The organism is Mesorhizobium sp. M0923 (assembly GCF_040319365.1).
Lineage (GTDB): Bacteria > Pseudomonadota > Alphaproteobacteria > Rhizobiales > Rhizobiaceae > Mesorhizobium.
This window is the reverse complement of sequence record NZ_JAMYNW010000011.1, coordinates 29,804-51,190: the sequence shown is the minus strand read 5'-3', so window position 1 is coordinate 51,190 and position 21,387 is coordinate 29,804. Positions and strand designations below refer to the sequence as shown.

Annotated in this window: 16 protein-coding genes; 7 read left to right on the top strand and 9 right to left on the bottom strand. The window is 61.9% G+C overall.

What is annotated here, in order from left to right:
• Positions 1 to 28 precede the first annotated feature (28 nt).
• Positions 29 to 1,231: an ROK family transcriptional regulator gene (locus tag NKH89_RS19465; RefSeq protein WP_023720673.1), complete on the top strand. Its 1,203-nt coding sequence runs from the start codon at positions 29 to 31 to the stop codon at positions 1,229 to 1,231.
• Positions 1,232 to 1,257: 26 nt separating this feature from the next.
• Here the strand turns inward: NKH89_RS19465 and NKH89_RS19460 are convergent, their stop codons facing one another.
• The 6 genes from NKH89_RS19460 to NKH89_RS19435 form a co-directional block, all read right to left on the bottom strand.
• Positions 1,258 to 2,628, bottom strand: coding sequence for an alpha-glucosidase/alpha-galactosidase (locus tag NKH89_RS19460; RefSeq protein WP_352909587.1), 1,371 nt, complete (start codon positions 2,626 to 2,628; stop codon positions 1,258 to 1,260).
• 20 nt (positions 2,629 to 2,648) lie between these two features.
• Complete coding sequence (locus NKH89_RS19455) at positions 2,649 to 4,316, bottom strand: ABC transporter ATP-binding protein (RefSeq protein WP_352639489.1); 1,668 nt, start codon at positions 4,314 to 4,316, stop codon at positions 2,649 to 2,651.
• Positions 4,317 to 4,325: 9 nt separating this feature from the next.
• Positions 4,326 to 5,459 (bottom strand): ABC transporter permease, encoded by a 1,134-nt coding sequence (locus NKH89_RS19450; protein WP_031194485.1) that lies wholly within the window; start codon positions 5,457 to 5,459, stop codon positions 4,326 to 4,328.
• 1 nt (position 5,460) lies between these two features.
• On the bottom strand, positions 5,461 to 6,468 hold the full coding sequence (locus tag NKH89_RS19445) for an ABC transporter permease (RefSeq protein WP_031194486.1): 1,008 nt from the start codon (positions 6,466 to 6,468) through the stop codon (positions 5,461 to 5,463).
• Between the two features lie 104 nt (positions 6,469 to 6,572).
• A complete protein-coding gene (locus tag NKH89_RS19440) occupies positions 6,573 to 8,657 on the bottom strand; it encodes an ABC transporter substrate-binding protein (RefSeq protein ID WP_023720678.1) in 2,085 nt (694 codons plus the stop codon).
• Positions 8,658 to 8,779: 122 nt separating this feature from the next.
• A complete protein-coding gene (locus tag NKH89_RS19435; RefSeq protein ID WP_352494473.1) occupies positions 8,780 to 10,246 on the bottom strand; it encodes an alpha-glucosidase/alpha-galactosidase in 1,467 nt (488 codons plus the stop codon).
• Between the two features lie 277 nt (positions 10,247 to 10,523).
• Here NKH89_RS19435 and NKH89_RS19430 point away from each other — a divergent pair, with 277 nt between their 5' ends.
• From NKH89_RS19430 to NKH89_RS19410, 5 genes are all read left to right on the top strand, one after another.
• Positions 10,524 to 11,321, top strand: a complete 798-nt coding sequence (locus NKH89_RS19430; RefSeq protein WP_084642854.1) for a helix-turn-helix domain-containing protein — start codon at positions 10,524 to 10,526, stop codon at positions 11,319 to 11,321.
• A gap of 499 nt (positions 11,322 to 11,820) precedes the next feature.
• On the top strand, positions 11,821 to 12,258 hold the full coding sequence (locus NKH89_RS19425) for a CBS domain-containing protein (RefSeq protein WP_352494474.1): 438 nt from the start codon (positions 11,821 to 11,823) through the stop codon (positions 12,256 to 12,258).
• A 113-nt stretch (positions 12,259 to 12,371) separates the two neighbouring features.
• Positions 12,372 to 13,298, top strand: a complete 927-nt coding sequence (locus NKH89_RS19420; protein WP_245278648.1) for an NADP-dependent oxidoreductase — start codon at positions 12,372 to 12,374, stop codon at positions 13,296 to 13,298.
• Between the two features lie 318 nt (positions 13,299 to 13,616).
• Positions 13,617 to 15,305: an FAD-dependent oxidoreductase gene (locus tag NKH89_RS19415; protein ID WP_352494476.1), complete on the top strand. Its 1,689-nt coding sequence runs from the start codon at positions 13,617 to 13,619 to the stop codon at positions 15,303 to 15,305.
• Positions 15,302 to 15,613 (top strand): UBP-type zinc finger domain-containing protein, encoded by a 312-nt coding sequence (locus NKH89_RS19410; RefSeq protein WP_352494477.1) that lies wholly within the window; start codon positions 15,302 to 15,304, stop codon positions 15,611 to 15,613. Before NKH89_RS19415 ends, NKH89_RS19410 begins: the two co-directional genes overlap by 4 nt.
• Before the next feature lie 20 nt (positions 15,614 to 15,633).
• Here the strand turns inward: NKH89_RS19410 and NKH89_RS19405 are convergent, their stop codons facing one another.
• The 3 genes from NKH89_RS19405 to NKH89_RS19395 form a co-directional block, all read right to left on the bottom strand.
• Positions 15,634 to 16,467, bottom strand: a complete 834-nt coding sequence (locus tag NKH89_RS19405; protein ID WP_352909584.1) for a GNAT family N-acetyltransferase — start codon at positions 16,465 to 16,467, stop codon at positions 15,634 to 15,636.
• A gap of 332 nt (positions 16,468 to 16,799) precedes the next feature.
• The gene (locus NKH89_RS19400) at positions 16,800 to 17,795 is read right to left on the bottom strand and encodes a sterol desaturase family protein (RefSeq protein ID WP_352909582.1); all 996 of its coding nucleotides are present in this window, start codon (positions 17,793 to 17,795) and stop codon (positions 16,800 to 16,802) included.
• Between the two features lie 199 nt (positions 17,796 to 17,994).
• Complete coding sequence (locus tag NKH89_RS19395) at positions 17,995 to 19,923, bottom strand: heparinase II/III family protein (RefSeq protein WP_352909580.1); 1,929 nt, start codon at positions 19,921 to 19,923, stop codon at positions 17,995 to 17,997.
• Positions 19,924 to 20,038: 115 nt separating this feature from the next.
• Between NKH89_RS19395 and NKH89_RS19390 the strand changes: the two genes are divergently transcribed.
• Complete coding sequence (locus tag NKH89_RS19390; RefSeq protein ID WP_023720689.1) at positions 20,039 to 21,280, top strand: glycoside hydrolase family 5 protein; 1,242 nt, start codon at positions 20,039 to 20,041, stop codon at positions 21,278 to 21,280.
• The last annotated feature ends 107 nt before the right edge of the window (positions 21,281 to 21,387 follow it).

Genomic DNA, 21,387 nt, shown 5'->3' with positions numbered 1-21,387 from the left:
TTAATTTACAAAATTAAGGAATAAATCCGTGAAGCTCAAGGGTGACCCGAGCACGACCCGGGCGATGAACCGGAGACTGATCCTCAATCTCTTGCGGCAGGAGGGTCCGCGCAGCCGGGCCGACATAGCGTCCGTTACCGGCCTCAGTCCGGCGGCCGTCACCTTCGTCGTGGCGGACCTCATCGAGGATGGCCTGCTGATCGAGGGCAAGACAGTTGTGGGCTCGGCCGGGCGCCGCCCTATCCCGGTGGATATCAACTACGCAAACGGCCTCGCCATAGGTTTCAAGCTGATGGTCGGGTCGGTCGAATGCGTGGTCACCGATCTTGCGACCAATCCGCTGGGTTCCATGCGCGTCAAGCTCTCGGACAGCGATCCCGACCGTATTACAAAGGCGTTGGCCAAGGCGGTGCCGGAGCTGATTGCGATTGTCGATCGGCCCGGCGCCAAGCTTGCCGGGATCGGCGTTTCAATGCCTGGCGTTATAGACAACCAGAAGGCCGTGTGTATCCGCAGCAATCGCTATAACTGGGACAACGTTCCCCTTGGCCCGATGCTGGCGGAACGGGTGGACGTCCCCGTGTGGCTTGAGGACGACACCAATGCCTACGCCATTGCCCAGCAACTCTTCGGCCTCGGACGCCAGCACCGCAATATGGCGGTGCTGGCGATCGGCGTCGGGATCGGCTGTGCGCTCGTCTTCGAAGGCAAACTCTATCGCGGTGCGAACGGTGCTGCCGGCAAATTCGGTCACACCTCCTATGAGGAGAACGGCCGCCTTTGCGAGTGCGGAAAACGCGGCTGCCTGATGGCCTATTACGCCGAGCCGGCGATCCTGCGCACATGGCGCGAAGCCACCGGGCACGACGAAGCGGATTGCAAAGCGACCCTTATGGAAGCCTTGGCAGACCGCGAACCGCGAGCCGTCGCCATTCTCGAAGAAGCCGGACGTGGCATCGGCCGGCATCTCGCCAATCTTGTCAACATCACCGACCCGGAGGTCATTGTTGTCGGCGGTGAAGCGGTATCGTTTGGCGACGCGCTGTTTGGCCCGATGCGGGTGATGCTCGGGCAAAACACCTTTCGACAAGCACCGCCAATGCTGCTGGACTGGGAGGACAATTCCTGGGCAAGAGGGGCGGCTGCACTGGTGACGCAGAAGCTCTTCGATTTCGAGACATCGGCCGGCAACGCCGCGCCGCTTTCAAAGCGGGCTTTATGGTCGGCATAGGCGAGTGAAATAGACAGCCCTGCGCCTCAGGCCGCCCGAACGCTGCGCACTCCGCGCGCCCAGGCCGGCAGCCAATCGCCATGCGCAACCAGCAAATCATCGACCAGCGACCATATCTGGTCGAGGTCGAGCTCAGCCGCCGTGTGCGGGTCCATCATCGCCGCGTGATAGATGTGCTCGCGGTTCTCGGTCATCAGCGCCTGGACCGTCAGCTCCTGGACGTTGATATTGGTGCGGATTAGCGCAGTAAGCTGCACCGGCAGGTCGCCGATGAAGGTGGGTTGAATGCCGGAGGCGTCGACGAGGCACGGCACCTCGGCCGTGCAATTATATGGCAATGACGTGATGCAGCCATTGTTGCGGACATTGCCGTAGATCACCGACGGCTCGCCGGTCCAGACCGAATTCATGATCGAGGACGCATATTCCTTCGACTGCTCCACTTCGATCTTGTCAGCCGAGCGATAGGCTTCCGCTTGCCCCTTCCAGCGTTCGATCTGCTCGATGCAGCGCTTCGGATACTCGTCGAGCGGGATACCGAATTTCTCGATCAGATCTTCGCGCCCGTCCTTGATGAAATAGGGCGTGTATTCCGCGAAATGTTCGGAGCTTTCAGTGACGAAGTAACCGAGGCGCTTCAGCATCTCGTAGCGCACCTTGTTCGGGCAGCGCGGGTTCCACCCCGGCTTCGGCGCCCGCCCTTCGCTATAGGCGCGCAGCAGATCCGGATAGAGGTTGCGATAGGTGCCGTCCGGCTGGCGATGCTCGAACTTCAGGTAGAAGGCCATGTGATTGATGCCGGCCGAGCGATAGCGAATCTCCTCGTAGGGAATGTCGAGATCATGCGCCAGCTCCATTGCCGTGCCTTGCACCGAATGGCAGAGGCCGACCTGCTTGATGTCGGGGTATTTCTCCGCGATCGCCCAGGTGTTGATCGCCATCGGGTTGACATATTGCAGCATGATAGCCTGCGGGCAGACCGCGAGCATGTCTTCGCAGATCTTCCACAGATGCGGCACGGTTCTCAAGCCTCGCATGATGCCGCCGACGCCGAGCGTATCGGCGATGGTCTGGCGCAGCCCGTATTTCTTCGGAACTTCGAAGTCGGTGACCGTGCAGGGCTCGTAGCCGCCGATCTGGAAGGCGACGACGACGAAATCGGCGCCCGCCAGCGCCTTGCGCTGGTCCGAATAGGTTTCGGCTTTGGCCTTTACGCCAAGCGTCGAGATCAACTTGCCAACGACGATTGCACTTTCTTCAAGTCTTTGCGGATTGATGTCCATCAGTGCGATCGTCGCGCCGGATAAAGCCGGACGCTGCAATATGTCACCAACGATGTTCCTCATGAACACCGTCGAGCCAGCTCCGATGAAAGCGACCTTGGGATTTCTTGCCACAATAACCTCCGGCATAACAATCAGGCTACCTCGAAAGCGGCTTTGACCAGCCGTTCGGTGTAAGCGGTTTTGGGATGGGACAGGACTTCGTCGACAGGCCCCTCTTCGACGATCCGGCCGTGCTGCATGACGATGACGCGATGGCACAGCGCCCGCACGACTTTGAGATCGTGCGAGATGAAGATGTAGCTCAGGCCCCGTTCGCGCTGCAGCTTGCGCAGCAGTTCGATGATCTGCGCCTGGACCGAGAGATCCAGCGCCGATGTCGGCTCGTCGAGTACGATGAATTCCGGTTCGAGCGCGACGGCGCGGGCAATCGCAATACGCTGGCGCTGGCCGCCGGAAAACTCGTGCGGGAAGCGCGACAGGATATCGCCCGGCATGCCGGCGCTGATCAGTGCCTCGCGCACCCGCTCGATCCGATCGTTCCTCGTGGCGCCGATGCGGTTGACGACAAGCCCTTCCTCGATGATCTGGCCGATCGTCATGCGCGGGTTGAGCGACGAGAACGGGTCCTGGAAGACGACCTGCATGCGCGACCGCAGCGGCCGCATCTGCGCCCGCGAACAGCCATGGATCGGCTGGCCATCGAAATAGATCTCGCCGCTGTCCGTGGTGTTGAGCCTGAGCAACGCCTCGCCGAACGTGGTCTTGCCCGATCCGGATTCGCCGACGAGGCCCAGCGTCTCGTGCCGCCGGAGGGTCAGGCTGAGGCTGTCGACGGCGACAAGTTCGCGCAGATCCGGCTTCATGAACGTGCCGTGCCGCAGCATGAAGGAGACGCGCACACCCTTGGCCTCAAGAATGACGTCGGCGCCTTCCGGCAACGGATTTGCCTGGCCGCGCGGCTCGGAGGCAAGCAGGTGGCATGTGTAGGGATGCTGCGGATTGGCGAACAGCTTCTCCGTCACATTGTGCTCGCGCATCTCCCCATGCTGCATGACGTAGACATAGTCGGAGAACTGCCGCACCACGGTCAGGTCGTGCGTGATCAGGATCACCGCCATGCGCAGTTTCTTCTGCAGGTTGCGGATGAGATTGAGGATTTGCGCCTGAACCGTCACGTCGAGCGCCGTCGTCGGCTCATCGGCGATCAGCACGTCCGGATCGTTGGCCAGCGCCATGGCGATCATCACACGCTGGCGCTGACCGCCGGAAAGCTGGTGCGGATACTGCTTCAGCCGCGCCTGGGGCTCAGGAATTTGCACCTGCTGCAGCAGCTCGAGCGCCCTTGCCTCGGCCTGCCTGCGGCTCATCTTGCGATGCACCCGTATCGCCTCGACGATCTGGCTGCCGATCGTGTAGATCGGGTTGAGCGAACTCATCGGTTCCTGGAAGATCATCGAGATGCGGTCGCCGCGCAGTTTGCGCCGGGCACGCTCGGAAAATTTCAGGATGTTCGCCCCATTGTATTCGACGGTCGATTTCGGCGACACGACCGCACGCTTCGACAACAGTCCCATGACGGTGCGCGCCGTCACCGACTTGCCCGATCCGGACTCGCCGACAATGGCGATCGTCTCGCCGCGATAGAGCTGGAAGGAGATGTCCTTGACCGCTTCCACCATGCCGTGCTCGACCTTGAAATCGACGGCGATGTTGCGGGCATCGATGACCGGGTTTTCCGAACGTCCATCATGGTCGAGCCGGACAGGCGGTGCGAAAGATTTGACGAGCGCGTGTTGCATCATGTCACGTCAATAAGGATCGACTGCATCGCGCAGTCCGTCGCCAAGCGCGTTGAACGCGAAGACGGTGACAAGCACGAAGCCGACCGGCGAGAGTATCCAGGGATAGGTGCCAATGACCGAATAGGTGGCGGTGTCTTGCAGCATCAGCCCCCAGGAGATCAGTGGCGGCTTCACCGCGAAGCCGAGAAAACCGAGGAAGGATTCGAGCAGGACGACACTGGGGATCGCCAATGTGACGGCAACGATCACGTGGCTCATCACGTTTGGGAAAATGTGCTGCATGATGATGCGGCCATCCGTGGCGCCGACCGCCATCGCCGCACGGACGTAGTCGATTCGCGCCAGCGCCAGGGTCTTGCCGCGCACCTCGCGCGACATCTGCGCCCAGCCAAGCGCCGACATGACGACGATCACGAAGGCCAGGAAGACATTTGTCGGCGCCGTCACCGGAACCAGCGACGTTAGCGCCAGATAAAGCGGCAATTGCGGAAATGCGAGCACCAGTTCGACGAAGCGCTGGACCCAGACATCGAATGTGCCGCCGAAATAACCCGACACCATGCCGACCGTCGTGCCGATCACGGTGACGATGAAAACCACGGTCAATGCGATCATCAACGAGATGCGCGAACCATAAATCGCACGAGCCAGCACATCGCGGCCGAATTTGTCGGTGCCAAGGAAGTGCACCGGCTGGCCGTCGGTCGAGCCGAAGAAGTGCCGGTTCGCGGGAAGCAGGCCGAGCAGTCTGTACTCCGCTCCCTTGACGAAGAAGCCGAGCAGCCGCGGATGGTCGTAGTCCGGCCCGACGACGGGTTGGAAGGTAACCGGGTCGAGGTCTTCCGAATCCGCCAGGGCATAGACGCGTGGCTGGAAGACGAAGTTGCCGTCCTTGTCATGGAAGCTCATCATCTGCGGCGGGGCGAAGCCGACATCGGTCACCTTGGGATCCATCGGTGCGAAGAAGTCGGCAAACACCGCCAGCAGCACCAGAAACGCGACCAGGATGAGCCCGGCCATGCCGGTCCAGGACCGTTTCAGGCGGCGCCAGACGAGTGCGATGTAGCTCTCATTGCCGCGCGGCTTGATCTTGGCCGGCTCCTCGGCAAGTGGCGGCAGCGAGGGCTCGAACACAAGCATCTCAGGACCCTGCATATTGGCGCACACGCGGATCGAGCATGACGAGCAGCATGTCGGCGATGATGTTGCCGACGATCAGCGTCGCCGACAGCACCATCATGAAGGTCGCCGTGACATAGACGTCGCCAACCGCCATCGAACCGACGATCGCCGGGCCGACGGTCGGCAGGGCAAAGATGATCGCAGTCTCGATCTCGCCGGTCAGCATATAGGGCAGCACCACGCCCTGATACATGACCAGCGGATGCAGCGCATTGGGCACCGCATGGCGCATCACGACCGCACCACCGCTGAGACCCTTGGCGCGAGCGGTTTCGACATATTGCGCGTTCAGCGTGTCGAGCAAATTGCCGCGCATCACCCGCATGTTGTAGGCGAGCCCGCCAAAGGTGGCGATGGCGACAACCGGCCAGACATGCCGGACGAGATCGACGAACTTCGCCCAGGACCACGGCGCCCCGCCAAATTGCGGCGAAAAGAAGCTGCCGATCTCGGACACATTGAACTGGAAGACCAGCAGGTAGACGATGATCAGGGCCATCAGGAAGCGCGGCACCGTCATGCCGAGGAAGGAAATCGCTGACAGCGTACTGTCGATCCAGCTGTACTGTCTGGTCGCCGCCCAGATGCCAAAGCCGATGCCCAGCACCGAAGCCAAGAGATGGCAGACAAGCGCAAGCAGCAGCGTGCGCGGCAGCCGCTCGCCCACCACGTCGGCGACGGGCTTGTTGTAATACAGGCTGTAGCCGAAGTCGCCGCGGGTGACGATGCCGGCGATCCAGTTCAGGTATTGGAGCGGAACCGGCTTATCGAGGCCATGCTCCACGCTATAAGCCTTCGCCTGCGCATCGGCCTCGGCAAAGGAGGCTCCACCCTGGTTGATGAGCTGCAAGCGGATGTAGTCGGCATAGTTGCCCGGCGGGGCCTGGATGATCGCGAAGGTAACCACGCTCAAAATGGCGAGAACCGGTAATGCGGATGCTATGCGCATAAGCAGAAATCGCAGCATCGGCCGTTTCTCTCCTCGCTCGGTTTCAGTTATCCCCTTGCCGCTGGCTTTGTCCCGGCCGCGCCAGCAGCGCGGCCGGGAATTTTCAAGTCAGGGGAGGAAACTCAGTTCGTCGGACCCTTGTCGCCGGGCTTTCCGGGAAGCTGTTCGGGGAACAGTTCATATTTCTGCTGCTTGTCGACAGCGACCCAGACCCTTTCACGAATGATCGAATCTTCGGCCCAGTTGAACATGAAGATCGGCGTTCCCTGCGGGATATTGGAGAAGCGGTTGTTGATGATCAGCGCGCCGGGATATTCGGTCAGCCCGACGGTATAGACGTGTTGCGTCGAGATCTTCTGGAACTGCTTCATCAGGCTGGCGCGCTCGTCGTTGTCCTGCGCCGAGACGAACTTGTTGACGATGTCGACGAGGTCCTTCTCGAACGGCATCAGATCGACCTGGCCGTTTTCCGGAGCGCGATGGTTCCAGCTTGTGCGTGGGCCGATCGGCGCCAGTTGCTCGGTGTTCTGTACGACCGAGGTGAGCTCCTCATCATTGCGCCTGACCATCCAATCGAAACGGCCAGAATACATGGACGCGTCGCGCTGGACGCCGTTCAACCCGTTCAGGACAACGCGAAGACCTAGCCTCTCCATCTGGCCGACGACGCCCTCCGCGAGGCTCTTGTCGGTGGTGTAGTCATTGTTGACGAGCATCACGATCTCGACATTCTTTCCGCCGGCGGTGCCGGCAGGAAAATTGACGAAGCCGTCGCCGTCGCTGTCCTTCAGGCCTGCCTTGGCGAGTTCCGCCTTGGCGCCTTCGAGATCGAAGGGGTAGTAGACCGTCGACTTCCGGTCGTAGAAGCTCGTACCCGAGGAGAAGCCGCCCGGATAGATGGCGGTGAACGGACCCTTGACCAGCGAGTCGCCGAGCGCCTTGCGGTCGAGCGCCATGGTAACGCCCTTGCGGAAATCCTCGTTGCGGTTCAGCTCGCGAACCGCCTGCCCACGCTCGTCGGGATTGCCCCAGCCGTTGGCGGAGAAGTTCATCCGCAGATTATAGCCGATCAGCCGCGGACCGAAGGCAAGCCGGGCCGGCGCGTCCTTTTGCGCCGCCCGCTTCAGCGAGGCGACGAAATTCTCCGGCTGCTCCAGATTGGAGATGTCGGCCGCCCCCGACACCGCCTGAACGTCGCGGTCGGCCCAGGTCGATAATTTGTAGTGCAGTTCATTGAGATACGGCAGTTGGTTGCCCTTCTCGTCGACCTTCCAATAGTACGGATTACGGCGCATGACGATGATGTCGTCGGGGCGGTATGCCACCGGCACCCAGGCACCCATCACGGGCATGTTCATATATTCCGGCGGGAACGCGTTCTTGAACTGCTCGTAAGTGTTCTTCGAGTATTTCGGATGCTGCGGCTTGAGGATGTGCGACGGTCCGGGGCAGAACTTGCCGTAAGCCATGGCGTAGAGGTGTTGCTTCGGAAAGGCGTCCTTGAAGGTCCACTCGACGGTGTAGTCGTCGATTTTCTTCAGCGTCGTGCCGACGCCGAAGGTCTCCTGCGTGGCGCCGTTCAGCGGTGAGACATTGGGGTCGATCACCTCGTCGTCCCAGTAGAACATCACATCGTCGGCGTTGAACGGAACGCCGTCCGACCATTTCGCGCCCTCGACCAGATGCATCGTCAGCGTGTGGCCGTCCTTCGACCAGTCCCAGCCCCTGGCGAGGTTCGGCAGCGGCTCGGTGTCCTTGGCTTCGACCTGGAAAAGCGGGGCCGTTCGCGTAAGGCATTCGGAGAGGCCGATGTCGATGCCGCCCCAGCCTTGCGTCTGCCCCGCGCCGTAGTTCCAGCCCTCCGGCCGGCCGCCGATGACATGGCGCATCGTGTCACCGTAGACGCCGACGCCGTCCGGCATGTTGCCGGTCTTGAAGACCAGCGGCTCCTTCGGGAGCCGGTCCTTGACCGGCGGCAGCTTGCCTGGCTTGACGTATTTGTCGGTGACCCAATCGGGTTCGTGGTATTCTGGAAGTGCCTTGAACTCCAGGATGGAGTCGCGCGCGACATATTTGATCTTTCCCTCGGCGGGAAATTGCGCGGGCACCGGCGGCACGGTCGGCTCGGATGCATATGCGCTCAGCGCCGAGGCCGAGACGCCAAGCGCCAGCCCTGCGAGAATGCCAATGTTTCGAAAATTCCTCATCGTCTCTCCTCCCTGTTGTTCAGGAGCGCGTTGACGCCGCTCCATTTCTCCTCGAACGCTATGCAGACGGTGCGGCGCCGAAAATCCCTCCGAAACTTTACCGCAATCCGTCCCGATGAAATTCAGACGGCCTGCTTGAGAGCCGTTTTTTCCGCACGCAATTCCTCGATCGAACGGACGTCGCGCCGTGCCGCACCGGCCCATTCTCGGGTCTTGACCCTGGATTTCGAAAGCCGTTCCTTCGCGGCCGGCACCGCATCGGCATATTGCGGCAGCCAGCGGGCCTGGGCGACGACCATCTCGTCCACCATTTGCCAAACCTCTTCCGGGGTCGAAACCGCGCCGACCAGTGGGTCGTGCAGGACCGCGAGCTTCAGCAGGTCGATATCGCCGGAGATTGCCGCATGAACCGACATGCGCTGGACGTTGATCGAGGAAATGCAAGTGGCGGCGCAGCCCTCCGGCAGCGTGATGCCGGCCACCATGTTGATACCGAAGCGATCGACGAAGCCGGGCGACTCGACGATCGCATCCTGCGGCAGGTTGGCGATGATGCCATTGTTCTTGACGTTGAAATGACCGCGATAAACGCGGTTCGTCTCCAGCGCCTCGAGAATATGGCTGGCATGCTCGTTGGAGCGCTTGGCAGGATCGATCGGCCTCGCGGCGGATTCCAGAAATTGCGGGAATTCGGTTTCGAACCAGTTGCGCGTTTCGGTCGAATAACGAAGGTAGCCGCCGGTCTCGCCGTGGATCCAGTCGGACATGTCGATCCAGCGGGTGATTTCGTCCGGCCGCTTGCGGTACCAGGGCAGGTATTCGGAAAGATGGCCGTTGCTTTCGGTCGAATAGACGCCGAACCGCTTCAGGACGTCGATGCGCAGCTTTTCCTGTTGCGAATAGACCGGATGCGCCTCGAAGGCGGCAACCAGCTCGTCCTTACCGATCTTGCGGCCGTTGAGACGCAGGTCGATGAACCAGGTCTGGTGATTGATGCCGGAGCAGATGTAATCGAGTTCGGTGCGCGACTTGGCGCCGAGCACTTCGGCGATCTGGTCGGCGCCGTGCTGGACGCCGTGGCAGAGGCCGACGGTATCGACCTTGCCATATTCGATCGCCGCCCAGGTGTTCATGGCCATCGGGTTGGCGTAGTTCAGGAATTTCGCCCCAGGCTCGGCGACTTCGAGGATATCCTTGCAGAAATCGAGGATCACCGGAATGTTGCGCTGGCCGTAGAGGATGCCGCCGGCGCAAATCGTGTCGCCGACGCATTGGTCGATGCCATACTTCAGCGGAATGCGGATGTCGTCGGCATAGGCTTCGAGACCGCCGACGCGAACGCAGCTGATGACGTAGCGGGCACCCTCGAGGGCAGCACGGCGGTCGGTCGTTGCTGTAACCTTGGTCGGCAGCCTGTTGAATTCGACGACCCTGTCGAGGATCGACTTGATCATCTGGAGATTGCGCTCGCTGAGATCGGTCAGCGCGAATTCGACATCCCTGAATTCAGGAACGCACAAAATGTCGGTGAAGAGCTTCTTGGTGAAGCCGACGCTTCCCGCACCGATGATAGCGATCTTGAAACTCATCAGTCTCACCTCGACCTGATCGAATGTTAGGGCAAAGGCGGCGAAAACAGGCCTGGCCCGCCTGCCATGGCGTGCAGGCTGGACTCCGGCGCTTCCTCCCGTCCGCTCTTTGACCGCGGTTTCTTTTGCTTTCCTCGAGGGATTATGCGCCTAATTCAGCACGCGACCAGAGAAGGATTATGCTTTTAGGGGTAATTTTGTGCTGCGGAACTTGATCGACGCCGGGCCGGCGGGCAGGACGGTATCGCTGCCGCGCGGCCGCCAGCGCCTGCACACCATGCCGACAAGCACGGGCTATGAAGTGCGCGAGAACGAGGTCTACGACTGGGATGGGCGCAGGCGCGGCCAGACGCCGTTTACCGTGCTCCAGCACACGATCAGCGGCATCGGCCGATTGCGCTACGAGAACCGGAACTACCGTCTGCAAAGGGGCGATACGTTGCTGGTTCTCGTGCCGCACAACCACCGTTACTGGCTGGCCAGGGGCGAACGCTGGGAATTCTTCTGGATATCGATGAACGGCGAGGAGGCACTGCGCATTCACAAGTCGATCCTTGCCGCCGTCGGTCCGGTGCTTCGGCTGAAGCCCTCGACGATCGATCATCTCGCGGATTGCAGCGTACGCCTGATCACAGGCGCGGTCTCGCCCGGAGCCGCCTCGGCTGTCGCCTATGAAGCCGCCATGGCGCTCTACGACGATGTCTTCGGCTCGCATGCCGTCACCGACGACAAGAGCGCCATGCAACCGGTCATCGATCACATCAAGGCCAATCTCGACAGGCCGCTCCGCGTTGCCGATCTCGCCGAGATCAGCGGCCTGAGCCGCGCGCATTTCTCGCGCTGCTTCGCCGAGAGTGAAGGTCTTCCGCCCGCCGAATTCGTGCTGCAGCAGCGACTGCAGCGCGCGGCGAAGTTGCTGACGAAGGCCGATTTCCTGCCGGTCAAGGAAGTCGCCATCATGTGCGGCTTCGAGGATGCCAATTATTTTTCGAAGGTCTTCCGCCGCCTCTACGGCATCAACCCGACGCAATTCCGCACCAACGGAATGTATGCCAGCCTGGGAACCGCCCGATAGATTCGCACCGCGCTTGGCCTCGGAATCGGGAACGCTTTTGCTTCCCCTTGGTTTAGGACAAGAGAGCCTGATTGCCGCTGCGACAACCCACTCTGAGCGGAGATCAGGCCACAGATGTCAGGGGAGTGATCGATGGACAATCCCGATCCGAACAACCCGAATCCACTGCCGGACAATCCCAATCCCGAGCCGGCCCGGCCGCCTGCCCCGCCGGAGACTCCGCCGGGAGAACCTCCAGGCGTACCCCCACCCTCGCCGGATCCAATTCCAATGCCGGACCAGGAGCCAATCGGGATTCCTCCTGGCACCCCTTCCGAAATTCCTTCGGAACCGACTTTTCCCGGGCCGACCGCCTGAAGGGCGGTCGGAGTGGAGGATGGCAAGGGTGATTTGGCGGAGCGCTCGAAACGGGTCTTGCCATGGAACGTTTTGCGCTGGCGCTCATTCACCCTTCCATCACGGAATTCGGCGGCAGGGCCTGCAACCAACGGAGGTTAAAATGAAAGTTGGCAACTGCATGACAAAGGACGTCGAGATCGCCAGTCCGCAGCAAACCCTACGTGATGCGGCAGAAATGATGGGTCGCCTCGACGCCGGCGCGATGCCGGTGGGCGAGAACGACCGGCTCGTCGGCATGATAACCGATCGCGACATCGCAATCCGCGGCGTCGCCCAAGGCAAGACACCTGACGCCAAGGTACGGGAAGTGATGAGCACCGAGGTCAGGTATTGCTTCGACGACGAAGACGCGGAGGATGTTCTGCGCAACATGGCTGATCTGAAAGTGCGCCGGTTGCCGGTGCTTAATCGCGACAAGCGCCTGGTCGGCATCGTTTCGCTGGGCGACCTCGCCACCAACAGCGAGACGGCGAGAGCCGGTGAAGCGCTAAGCGGCATCTCGCAACCCGGCGGCGAGCATTCGCAAACGATACACTGACGGCGCACCGTCGACCGGCCTTGCCACGACCGAACCGCCGGCCGGATAGACGCCAGCCTGCCGGTGAAACTGTTCAGAGGCGAACTGGACCGCAAACCGACGAGGAGCAAGCCATGATTACCATGAAGGCCGTCCGTATCCACGATTTTGGTGGACCGGAGGCTCTTTCGCTGGACGCGGTTCCGTTGCCTCAGCCGCATGACGACGAGGTCACGCTCAAGGTCTACGCGGCAAGCGTCAATCCCGTCGACTACAAGGTTCGCGAGGGCTCTTCGGGCGCGGATCTGCCCGTCACGCTCGGCCGTGACGTATCCGGCGTGGTGGAACTGTGCGGCACGCGGGCCCATACGCTGAAGAAGGGCGATCCGCTATATGCCATGCTCGGCAACGACCGCGGCGGCAACGCCGAATATGTCGTCGTCAAGGCAACGGAGGCGGCGGCGAAGCCGCAACGCTTAAACCACGCCGAAGCCGCCGCCGTGCCGCTTGCGGGCCTTACCGCGTGGCAAGGCCTTTTCGATCACGGCGGCCTCAAATCCGGGCAGCGGGTCCTCATCCATGGTGGCGCCGGCGGCGTCGGTCATCTGGCGGTGCAGTTTGCAAAGGTTGCGGGCGCCTTCGTCGCGACGACCGTTTCCGCGCAGGATTTCAATTTCGTCCGCGCGCTTGGCGCCGACCAGGCGGTCGACTACAAGAACCAGCGCTTCGAGGAGGTTGTCGAGGACGTCAACCTTGTCTTCGACCTAGTAGCAGGTGAAACACAGGACCGCTCGTGGGACGTGCTCAAACCCGGCGGCACGCTCGTCTCAACGCTTTCCGAACCGTCGGCGGAAAAGGCCCGCCAGCATCGGGCTCGCGGCGTCTCCTATCTGACCAAGCCGAACGCAGCACAGCTTGCCGAAATCAGCCGCCTCATCGACGCCGGGAAGGTCAGGCCGTTCGTGCAGGCAATCTATCCTCTCGAGGACGTCGCCAAAGCCGAGGAACGGCTCGAGAAGCAGCATACGCGCGGCAAGATCGTGCTTCAGGTAGCCGCCTAGCGGACGCAGGCCGTTTCTCCTGTTCAGAAGCCCGGCGGCCGAGAGTTTGACACAGGACGGCGCGCCGGGCCTGGCCGGCTTAGACAGGCGCCGGCCGAAGCAGCATGCGTCGGGTTTGCCGGAATACGCAAATCAAACAAATCAGGGAGATGCAACGGAATGTGAGGCACCTCGCGACGGCACCGGCGCACGGCCCGCTGTCAGTGAAATGCGAAGCGAAGGGGCGCAGCGTTTACCGACAGGCGGGTTAGGTTCCTACGGCCCGCAAGCCGCAAAAAACCGCTTCAATCTGTCGGACAGCGGCGATAGGCTCGAACCATGTCTCAATCTGCCAATCCGATCTCCATTGCCCGTCGCGATCAGATGTTTCCCGCGCTGGCTGAACCTGACCTGGACCGCATGGGCCGTTTCGGCGAAGCCGTGTCCTATGCTGCAGGCGAACAGATCGTCAAAGCCGGTGAGCTGGCGCCCGGTCTGATCGTGGTCCTGTCCGGCAAAGTGGATATAATCCAGGGCGGCAGCTTCGGCCGGCGCGAAACGATCGTCACGCACGGTGCGGGCAATTTCGTCGGCGAGCTGGCGCAGCTTTCAGCCCGGCCCTCACTGGTGGATGTGGAGGCGGTCGAGCCGGTCGAGGCGCTCGTCATCGCCTCGCAAAGGCTGCGGGACCTGATGGTACAGGAAGCAAACCTCGGCGAGCGCATCATGCGGGCGCTGATCCTGCGCCGTGTCGGCCTGCTCGAGAGCGGCACAGCCGGACCGATCATTGTCGGACCGGTCGACAGCGGTGACGTATTGCGGCTGCAAGGTTTCCTAGCCCGCAGCGGTCAGCCGCATCGGGTTCTCGATTCCGCTACCGATCCCTGCGCCAAGACGCTGATCGAACGCTTCCATGTCGATATCCACCATTTGCCGATCGTGCTCTGCCCGAACGGCAAGCTGCTGCTCAATCCCGGAGAGAACGAGCTCGCCCGCTGCATCGGCCTGGTGAGGCCGATCGACGCCGACAAGCTGTACGACGTGGCCATTGTCGGCGCCGGACCAGCCGGCCTCGCGGCGGCCGTCTATGCGGCTTCCGAAGGGCTGTCGACGATCGTGCTCGATTGCCGTGCCTTTGGTGGACAGGCGGGCGCCTCCTCGCGCATCGAGAACTATCTCGGCTTCCCGACCGGCATTTCGGGAATGGCGCTGATGGCGCGCGCTTACAATCAGGCGCAGAAATTCGGCGTCGAAATGGTGATACCGGACGAGGCGAAGCGGCTGGGCAGTGCAAGCGACACGCCGGGCGCCCATTACACGCTCGCCGTCGGCGGCGGGGAGACCGTGCGGGCACGGTCGGTGGTGATCGCCAGCGGAGCGCGCTATCGCCGCCTTGATATGGCAAACCTGGCGCAATTCGAGGGAACCTCCGTGCACTATTGGGCTTCGCCGATCGAAGCCCGGCTTTGCGCCGGGCAAGAGGTGGCCCTGGTCGGCGCCGGCAATTCGGCTGGCCAGGCTGCTGTCTATCTGGCGGCGCATGTGAAGAAGGTATGGCTGCTGGCGCGCGGCAGCAGCCTGGATGCGAGCATGTCGCGCTATCTGGTGGAGCGCGTCAGGGCACAGCCGAACATCGAGGTGCTGGCTGAGACCCAGATCACGGCGCTGGAAGGCGACGACGGCAATCTTGGCAATGTACGCTGGCGCAACCGCGACACGGAGACAGCACGTCCGATCCACCATCTCTTCCTGTTCATCGGCGCCGATCCGAACACCGATTGGCTGGCGCAATGCGGCTTGGCGTTGGACGCGAAGGGCTTCGTGCGCACTGGGCCGGACATTGGCCAAGCGGGTGCGCTGGAGACGAACCGCAGCGGCGTGTTCGCCATCGGCGACGTGCGCGCTGGCTCGATCAAGCGCGTCGCCGCTGCCGTCGGTGAAGGTGCCCAGGTGGTTGCGGCGCTGCATGCATATCTCGCGCAAGGCGGCAGTCTCGCCATGGCGCCTCAACTGGCCAGGAGCGCATGATGGCGGACGAATGCAGGCATGCCGGGGACATTCGCGACGTGACGCCGAGCGCGCTCGGCTGCGAGGAATGCCTGAAGAGCGGTTCGCAGTGGGTGCATCTGCGGCTCTGCCGCACATGCGGCCATGTCGGCTGCTGCGACGACTCGCCCAACCGTCATGCCACCAAGCATTTTCGGGCAACCGGCCATCCCGTCATCGAAGGCTACGATCCGCCGGAAAGCTGGGGATGGTGCTACATCGACGAAATCTTCCTCGACCTCGGCGACCGCACCACGCCGCAAAACGGTCTAATACCGCGCTTCATTTGAGCTTTTTTGCCAGCATCCCGCTAGTCCAAGGCTGCTTCGGCTTGGGCGGGGATATCGCGCCCCTCTGGTGGTGCCAATGAACGCTCGCGCATGTGCCTGACGGTCTGAAGGACACGATCGGCAAGGGATGCAAGCGCGCCCTGTGCCGTGCGCGTTCCGATGACGGATTCCAGCGTAACCGCCTGCGTTGAGAATTTGTGTTTGAACGACTCTGCACCACAGAGGAAATCGACCACGCTCAAGCCGTGATCGATCGACCACTGTACGTAATCCATCAACAGGATCACACCCGGCGACGCCCGGCCGAAATCCGGATCGAAGGTCGTTACGAAGGCCATCATCACGTCGTGCTGGACGAAGTTGATCGACACCGCGACCATTATGCCATTGCATTCCAGGACGAAGATATGCAGCACGCCGGCGTGCGCCAGCGCGTCGACGAGCGCGGCGAGTACCGGCACGCCCTCTTCGAACAGGTCGGACTCACGCATGCGCTCGGTCAGCCATTTCCGCTTCAAGGCCGCGAGGCGCTCCAGTACCGGTTGCAGCGGCTCGTCGGGGGCAAGCAGGCGAAATCTCACCTCTCCGGTTTCTTCCAGCGCTTTGATGCCGCGCCGATAGTTCTGGCGCGTCTTTTTCGACTGATCCGCGAACCATGCCGCTCCGCTTTCCCATTGTCCGGCAACGCGATAGCTGACTTCCGTTCGGTGAAACGGACGAAGCCTGATGCCGCTGGAAGCTCCCGGCGTGAAAATTTTGCGGGCCGCCGCATCCGGTGAGAGACGATTGATCAGGGCAAGATCGAAGCCACCGGCATCGCAGAGTTGGCTCCATAGCTCCTGCAGCGCCGACAACGAGCAGTCCGGGGCAACGAGAATATCTCCATAGTCGGTATAGCTGCCGGCCGCCCATTCGAGAAACCGCAGCCCCCTGCGCCTGCCGATCGCCAGCGGAACGACGGCAACGAGTTTCTCGCCCTTCCACACCAGGCCGATCCGCAACGCGCGCTGGTCACGGCGTTGTACGGTACTCCACCATGCCGAAATCCAGGCATGGCTTTGAAAGATCAGCCCGTCGGTACGATGCCAAAGGTCCATCCAAGCGGCTTCGACCGCAGCCAGGCGATCCGCCGAACGGACGATTTCCAGGCGCTCCGCGCCTAAGACGTCGATGGAAACAGCGGTGTTCATGAAGGAGAACTGTCCTGTGGCTGCGCGACCACATTGGGCCGCCTGTGAAACAGTCGCATGACATGCCTTGCCATCTTCTTGAGCGGCAGGATGTAGAGCCCAAAGAGCGACTGATAATCGCGCACATCGCGATCGATCAGGCCAAATTTCAGGTCTTCATCCGGTTCCGGGACAAATTGCGTTCCGAACAGACGATCCCAGAACGAAAAAAGCAGGCCGAAATTCTTGTCATAATGACGTGGGTCGATGCTGTGATGCACCTGGTGCCAGTGCGGACACAAGATGATGTTGTTCAACGGGCCGAACGAGATCTTGAGATGCGTATGGCGAACAAAATCCATCATCAGGATGTTGCGGATGACGTAGACGTTGATGCCGAAGATAGCGACCTCTACCGGATCGAGTGCAATGAGGCTCCAGATGCCGAAGCAGATGCCCGGGATGACGCCATCCCACATACGGTTCATCAGATCGTCCAGCGGATGAACCCGGTCCTTGGTGATCCCCACCATCACCTCGGCCGAATGATGCACCTTGTGCAATTCCCACAGGAACGGGAAGCGGTGCTGGGCGACGTGGTAGAGGTAGTATGAAATATCATAGGCGACCAGCATGGTTGCGGTGAAGATGACGATCGTCATCGGTCCCGCCGGGCCGCCGAGAAGCGGCGCGTGGGTGTTAAGGAGCCAGCCGATTGCCTCGCGTGTGCCGTAGCCCACCGCGACGACGAAGGTGACGCCGGCAGGAATGAGCAGGAAGGGCATCATCGCCCGTTTCGTGATCCAGAACAGGGCGTCGGCTCGCGCCGACGGATGCAGGATGACTTCCGCCGGGAAGGCGAAATCGAAAAAATCCCTGAGGGATTTATGTTCGGCAGTTCGCCAGTAGGCGATCACCGCGCTGCCCAGTGCGGTGAGGAGAAGCAGGCCGAGCGTGGTCAGATTGACGTTCGAAAGCTTTTCCACAATCGCTCTGGCAAATTCGGAAAACATCGTTGCAGCGGCTCCTGGGGCGAATTGCAAAGCACGAAATTCCCGCCAAACCCGCTACGCCGCCTGCAACCAGTGGCTGTTGCGGGCGCAGCGGGCAAAGCAGGCTGGATGGTGCGAGACTAGCAGATCAACAGTAACGAAACCGCTAAATGTCCAAACGTAATTAATGTCGAATACGGCTGGAACTCGCCCGGCAACTCTACGTTGGCGCCGGTTTTTGCCGTTGCGGCGGGTGAATTGGAGCAAGATGGATATGGATTCCGGCTTCGCCCACTTCACCGTGCCAGGCGAGGCGTTCGGCTTGCTGCCTGGTACCAAAACGCAGTGAAACCCAACCGCCCTGCCCCGGCATGTCACCGCCGGCGCGGATATCGAGCGCGGCATCAGGAAAGCGGATGGCCAATAGCGCCTCGTCGCCGCGCAACACCGTGACCGTGTTTTCATGCCGGTCGGTATGGAGGCCGGCGGCCAGTTGGAAGACGATCTCGGACTGATGCTTGCCGCTGAGCAGTTGGTCGGTGATGAGGATGCCATCGGCCTGGCGCGCCAAAGTGCGCTGATGCATGACGCCGAAGCGGCTTCTATAGCCGTCGTGCCGGCCACACAGCCTCCAGTGCGTTCCAGGCTCGCTGTCCACCAGCGTCGCAACTGCCTTGTGCGACCAGTTGAAATTCCCAGCGATGGTGCTTTGGTTTTTACCCTCGATGTTCAGCGTGTTGTGCGCCGGCGTGGAGCGGAACCAGTCGCGCCATGCGCCTCCCGAACCGTAGAGCCAGGTGCCCGGATCGACCAGCACCGGCTCACCGTCGATGCACAGGGTGAGCGACAGCGCGTCGGCATGGCCGTGCGCCGCTATCGAGAGATAGCCGAGCGGCCCATGGTCGAACGTCAGTTCGACATCGCGGCCATTCATTGCTCCGCGCCAGACGGAGAGCCCACCTCGCGCGAATGTCTGCAAGCCATGCACCGCCGGTGCCGGGCCCGACGGCGCACCAAAGAAAAGCGAACGAAAGTCGTCGGGCCCCGGCGCGTTGCCCGGCGTCCCCAGTAAGCTTTGGATGGCGGCCGCGACGGATCGGATATAGTTCGGCTCGTCCCCCAGCTTCAGCACGCGGCCCTCATCGTCGTCGCCGAAGCGGGCGGCTTTCAGTGGCAGCCAGCCGACGAAATTGGCGAAGGCACCCAGACGCGCTTCGACAGCGTGGGGAAACGGCGTTCCCGCCTGGCGTGCCGCGGCGGCGCACAGCAAGATGAGTTCGGCGCTGAAGGCTGCGTAGGTCGGCGTTTGCTCGGCACCGGCGCCGTCGGCGAGTATCTGCTTGTGCGTCTCATTCAGGAGGGCGCCGTGGGCGATTTCGGATTCGGCCCCGAGCGCCAGGCCGACCAGATATTCGCCAGCCAATTCTGCGACGAGATGGTTGTTGGCGGAGGAATATCGCGATGGAAACCGCGGCAGCCAATAGGCGCTTGCCGCGAGTATCTCACCGGCTTTCCGCAGGGTCGTCGGGTCAAGCCGGTCGCCAACGAGGTCCAGGGTGACGATCAGGCTGATGGCTCGCAGCGCTACCTCGATGCCGGACGCCCAGCCAATGCCTCGGAACGGCGGATTGGCGGAATGCCAACTGCCGATTGCCACCTCAATGGCCCTCCGGGACCGATTGTCCTCGCTGAGGAGCAGGTGTGCAGCCAGTGGCGGCAATTGCTGCAGCCGGTTGATTTCCCAGACATATTTTATATCGCCAAGGTCGCCGCCATGGCGAAAATCGATGTCGAAAGTATGAGCCTCGGAGCCAGGCCAAAGCCTGCCGGTCACCGGATCAAGACGCCAAAGCTCAGCAGGAAACAAAACATCGGGCTCGCGCTTTGGCCATGTCCGCCCGAGTGCCGAAAACCGGCCCTGAAGCGTCTCTTGCGCGGCCGCCGCTATGGCTTGCCGTTGAGCGTCGGTCGCTGCCAGCACAGCGTGGCGAAATCCCGGCAGCACCGGGTGCAACTGCAGCGATGGATAGCGCTCCCACCCATCATCGCGGCGGCGCGACGCGATCCTTCGACGTTGCTCGCTCAGCCGGTGCAACACCTCGGCCGGTCCCATGCTGCGCAATCGGTTGATGTACCAGCCGATTCTCATGCACGCCCCGTCAACGTTTCGGTCCTTGTATACCATGCCGTCGAAAAGCTGCGCGCCGGCAATCTTCTTTCCCGTTCGTTGCGGTTAATATCTCCGGCACCATGCGGAGAGAGCGATGAGAAAAGCGGTGTGTGTTGTTGCCTGGGTGCTCGCCTTGGTTATGGCGGCCGAGGCAGCGCCCATCCCTCTCAAGCGCGGCGTTGGCGTGCATGAGTGGCTCAACTGGTCGCCGGTGGAGAAAGACGGAACCTACGTTTGGCCGCCCTATCGCAGCGAAAAGGAGTGGCTTGCGGGAAGCAGGCCGTTCACCGATTGGCCGGCCGGGGAGGTGTTTGCCCACATCCGATCGATGGGCTTCGACTTCGTCCGGCTGAGCGTCGATCCCGGCCCTCTGCTTGCCAGCGAGGGCGCCAGGCGGCAGCAGGCGCTGGACATACTTGCCGCCGCCGTCGAGCGGATCACGTCGACCGGCCTCAAGGTGGTTTTCGACCTGCATGGCGTCACTCAGGTTCCGGACTACAGCATGGAGATGATCTACGGCGGCGCCGACAGCGAGGGCGTTGCCGGCTACCGCCAGATGGTTGTGGCGGTCGCCGCCATGCTGGTCAAGATAGGCACCGACAAAGTCGCCCTCGAACCTTACAACGAGCCAGCATATTACCCTTGCGATCCAAGCGGCAGCGATGACTGGCAGCGGATCATGGCGGGGACCGTCCACGACATTCGAGCGGTCAGCAGCGAACTCACCATCGTTGCGACCGGCGCCTGCGGCGGCAGCATTGCCGGACTGGTCAACCTCAGCCCCGGCTTTGATGACCCAAACCTCTATTACAGCTTCCATATGTATGAGCCGCACAGCTTCACCCACCAGCGGCCCGACGACACAAACAGCTTTGTTTCGGGACTTCCCTGGCCTGCCGACAGCAGTACACCCGAAGTGGTGACCGAAACCCTTAGGGCGCGGATGGAAGCTGCCGGCTTGAGCAGGGTCGAGCAGATGATGAACATGGCCACCGCGCGCGAAGCAGTAGCGAAATATTTCGAGCAGAACTGGGGGCAGAGCCAACTCGAGACGAGCTTTCGTCAGGCCGTCGACTGGGCTGAAGGCCATGGCATTCCAAGCCGGCGGCTCTTCATGGGCGAATTCGGCGCTATTCTCATGTCAGCGGACGGCCGCATGGGCGCCTTCGAGGCCGACCGTTCGCGCTATCTCAAGGCGGTGCGCCGAGAGGCCGAACGCTTCGCGATCCCATGGTCTGTCTGGGAGTTCTCCAATCGCTATGGGATGAGCCTCATCCGGCCCGATGGCCCCCCGGTGCCCGACCCGGAGATGCTGCAGGCACTGGGCCTGCCCTAATTGCCGTCAGTTCTCGTCGCGGATGAGCAGCCGTCAACTTCGATCCTCTCAACGCCAGGTTGGATCGAGAACGGCCTGTGGCAGTTTTTCCCTCGCGGCTCGATCTG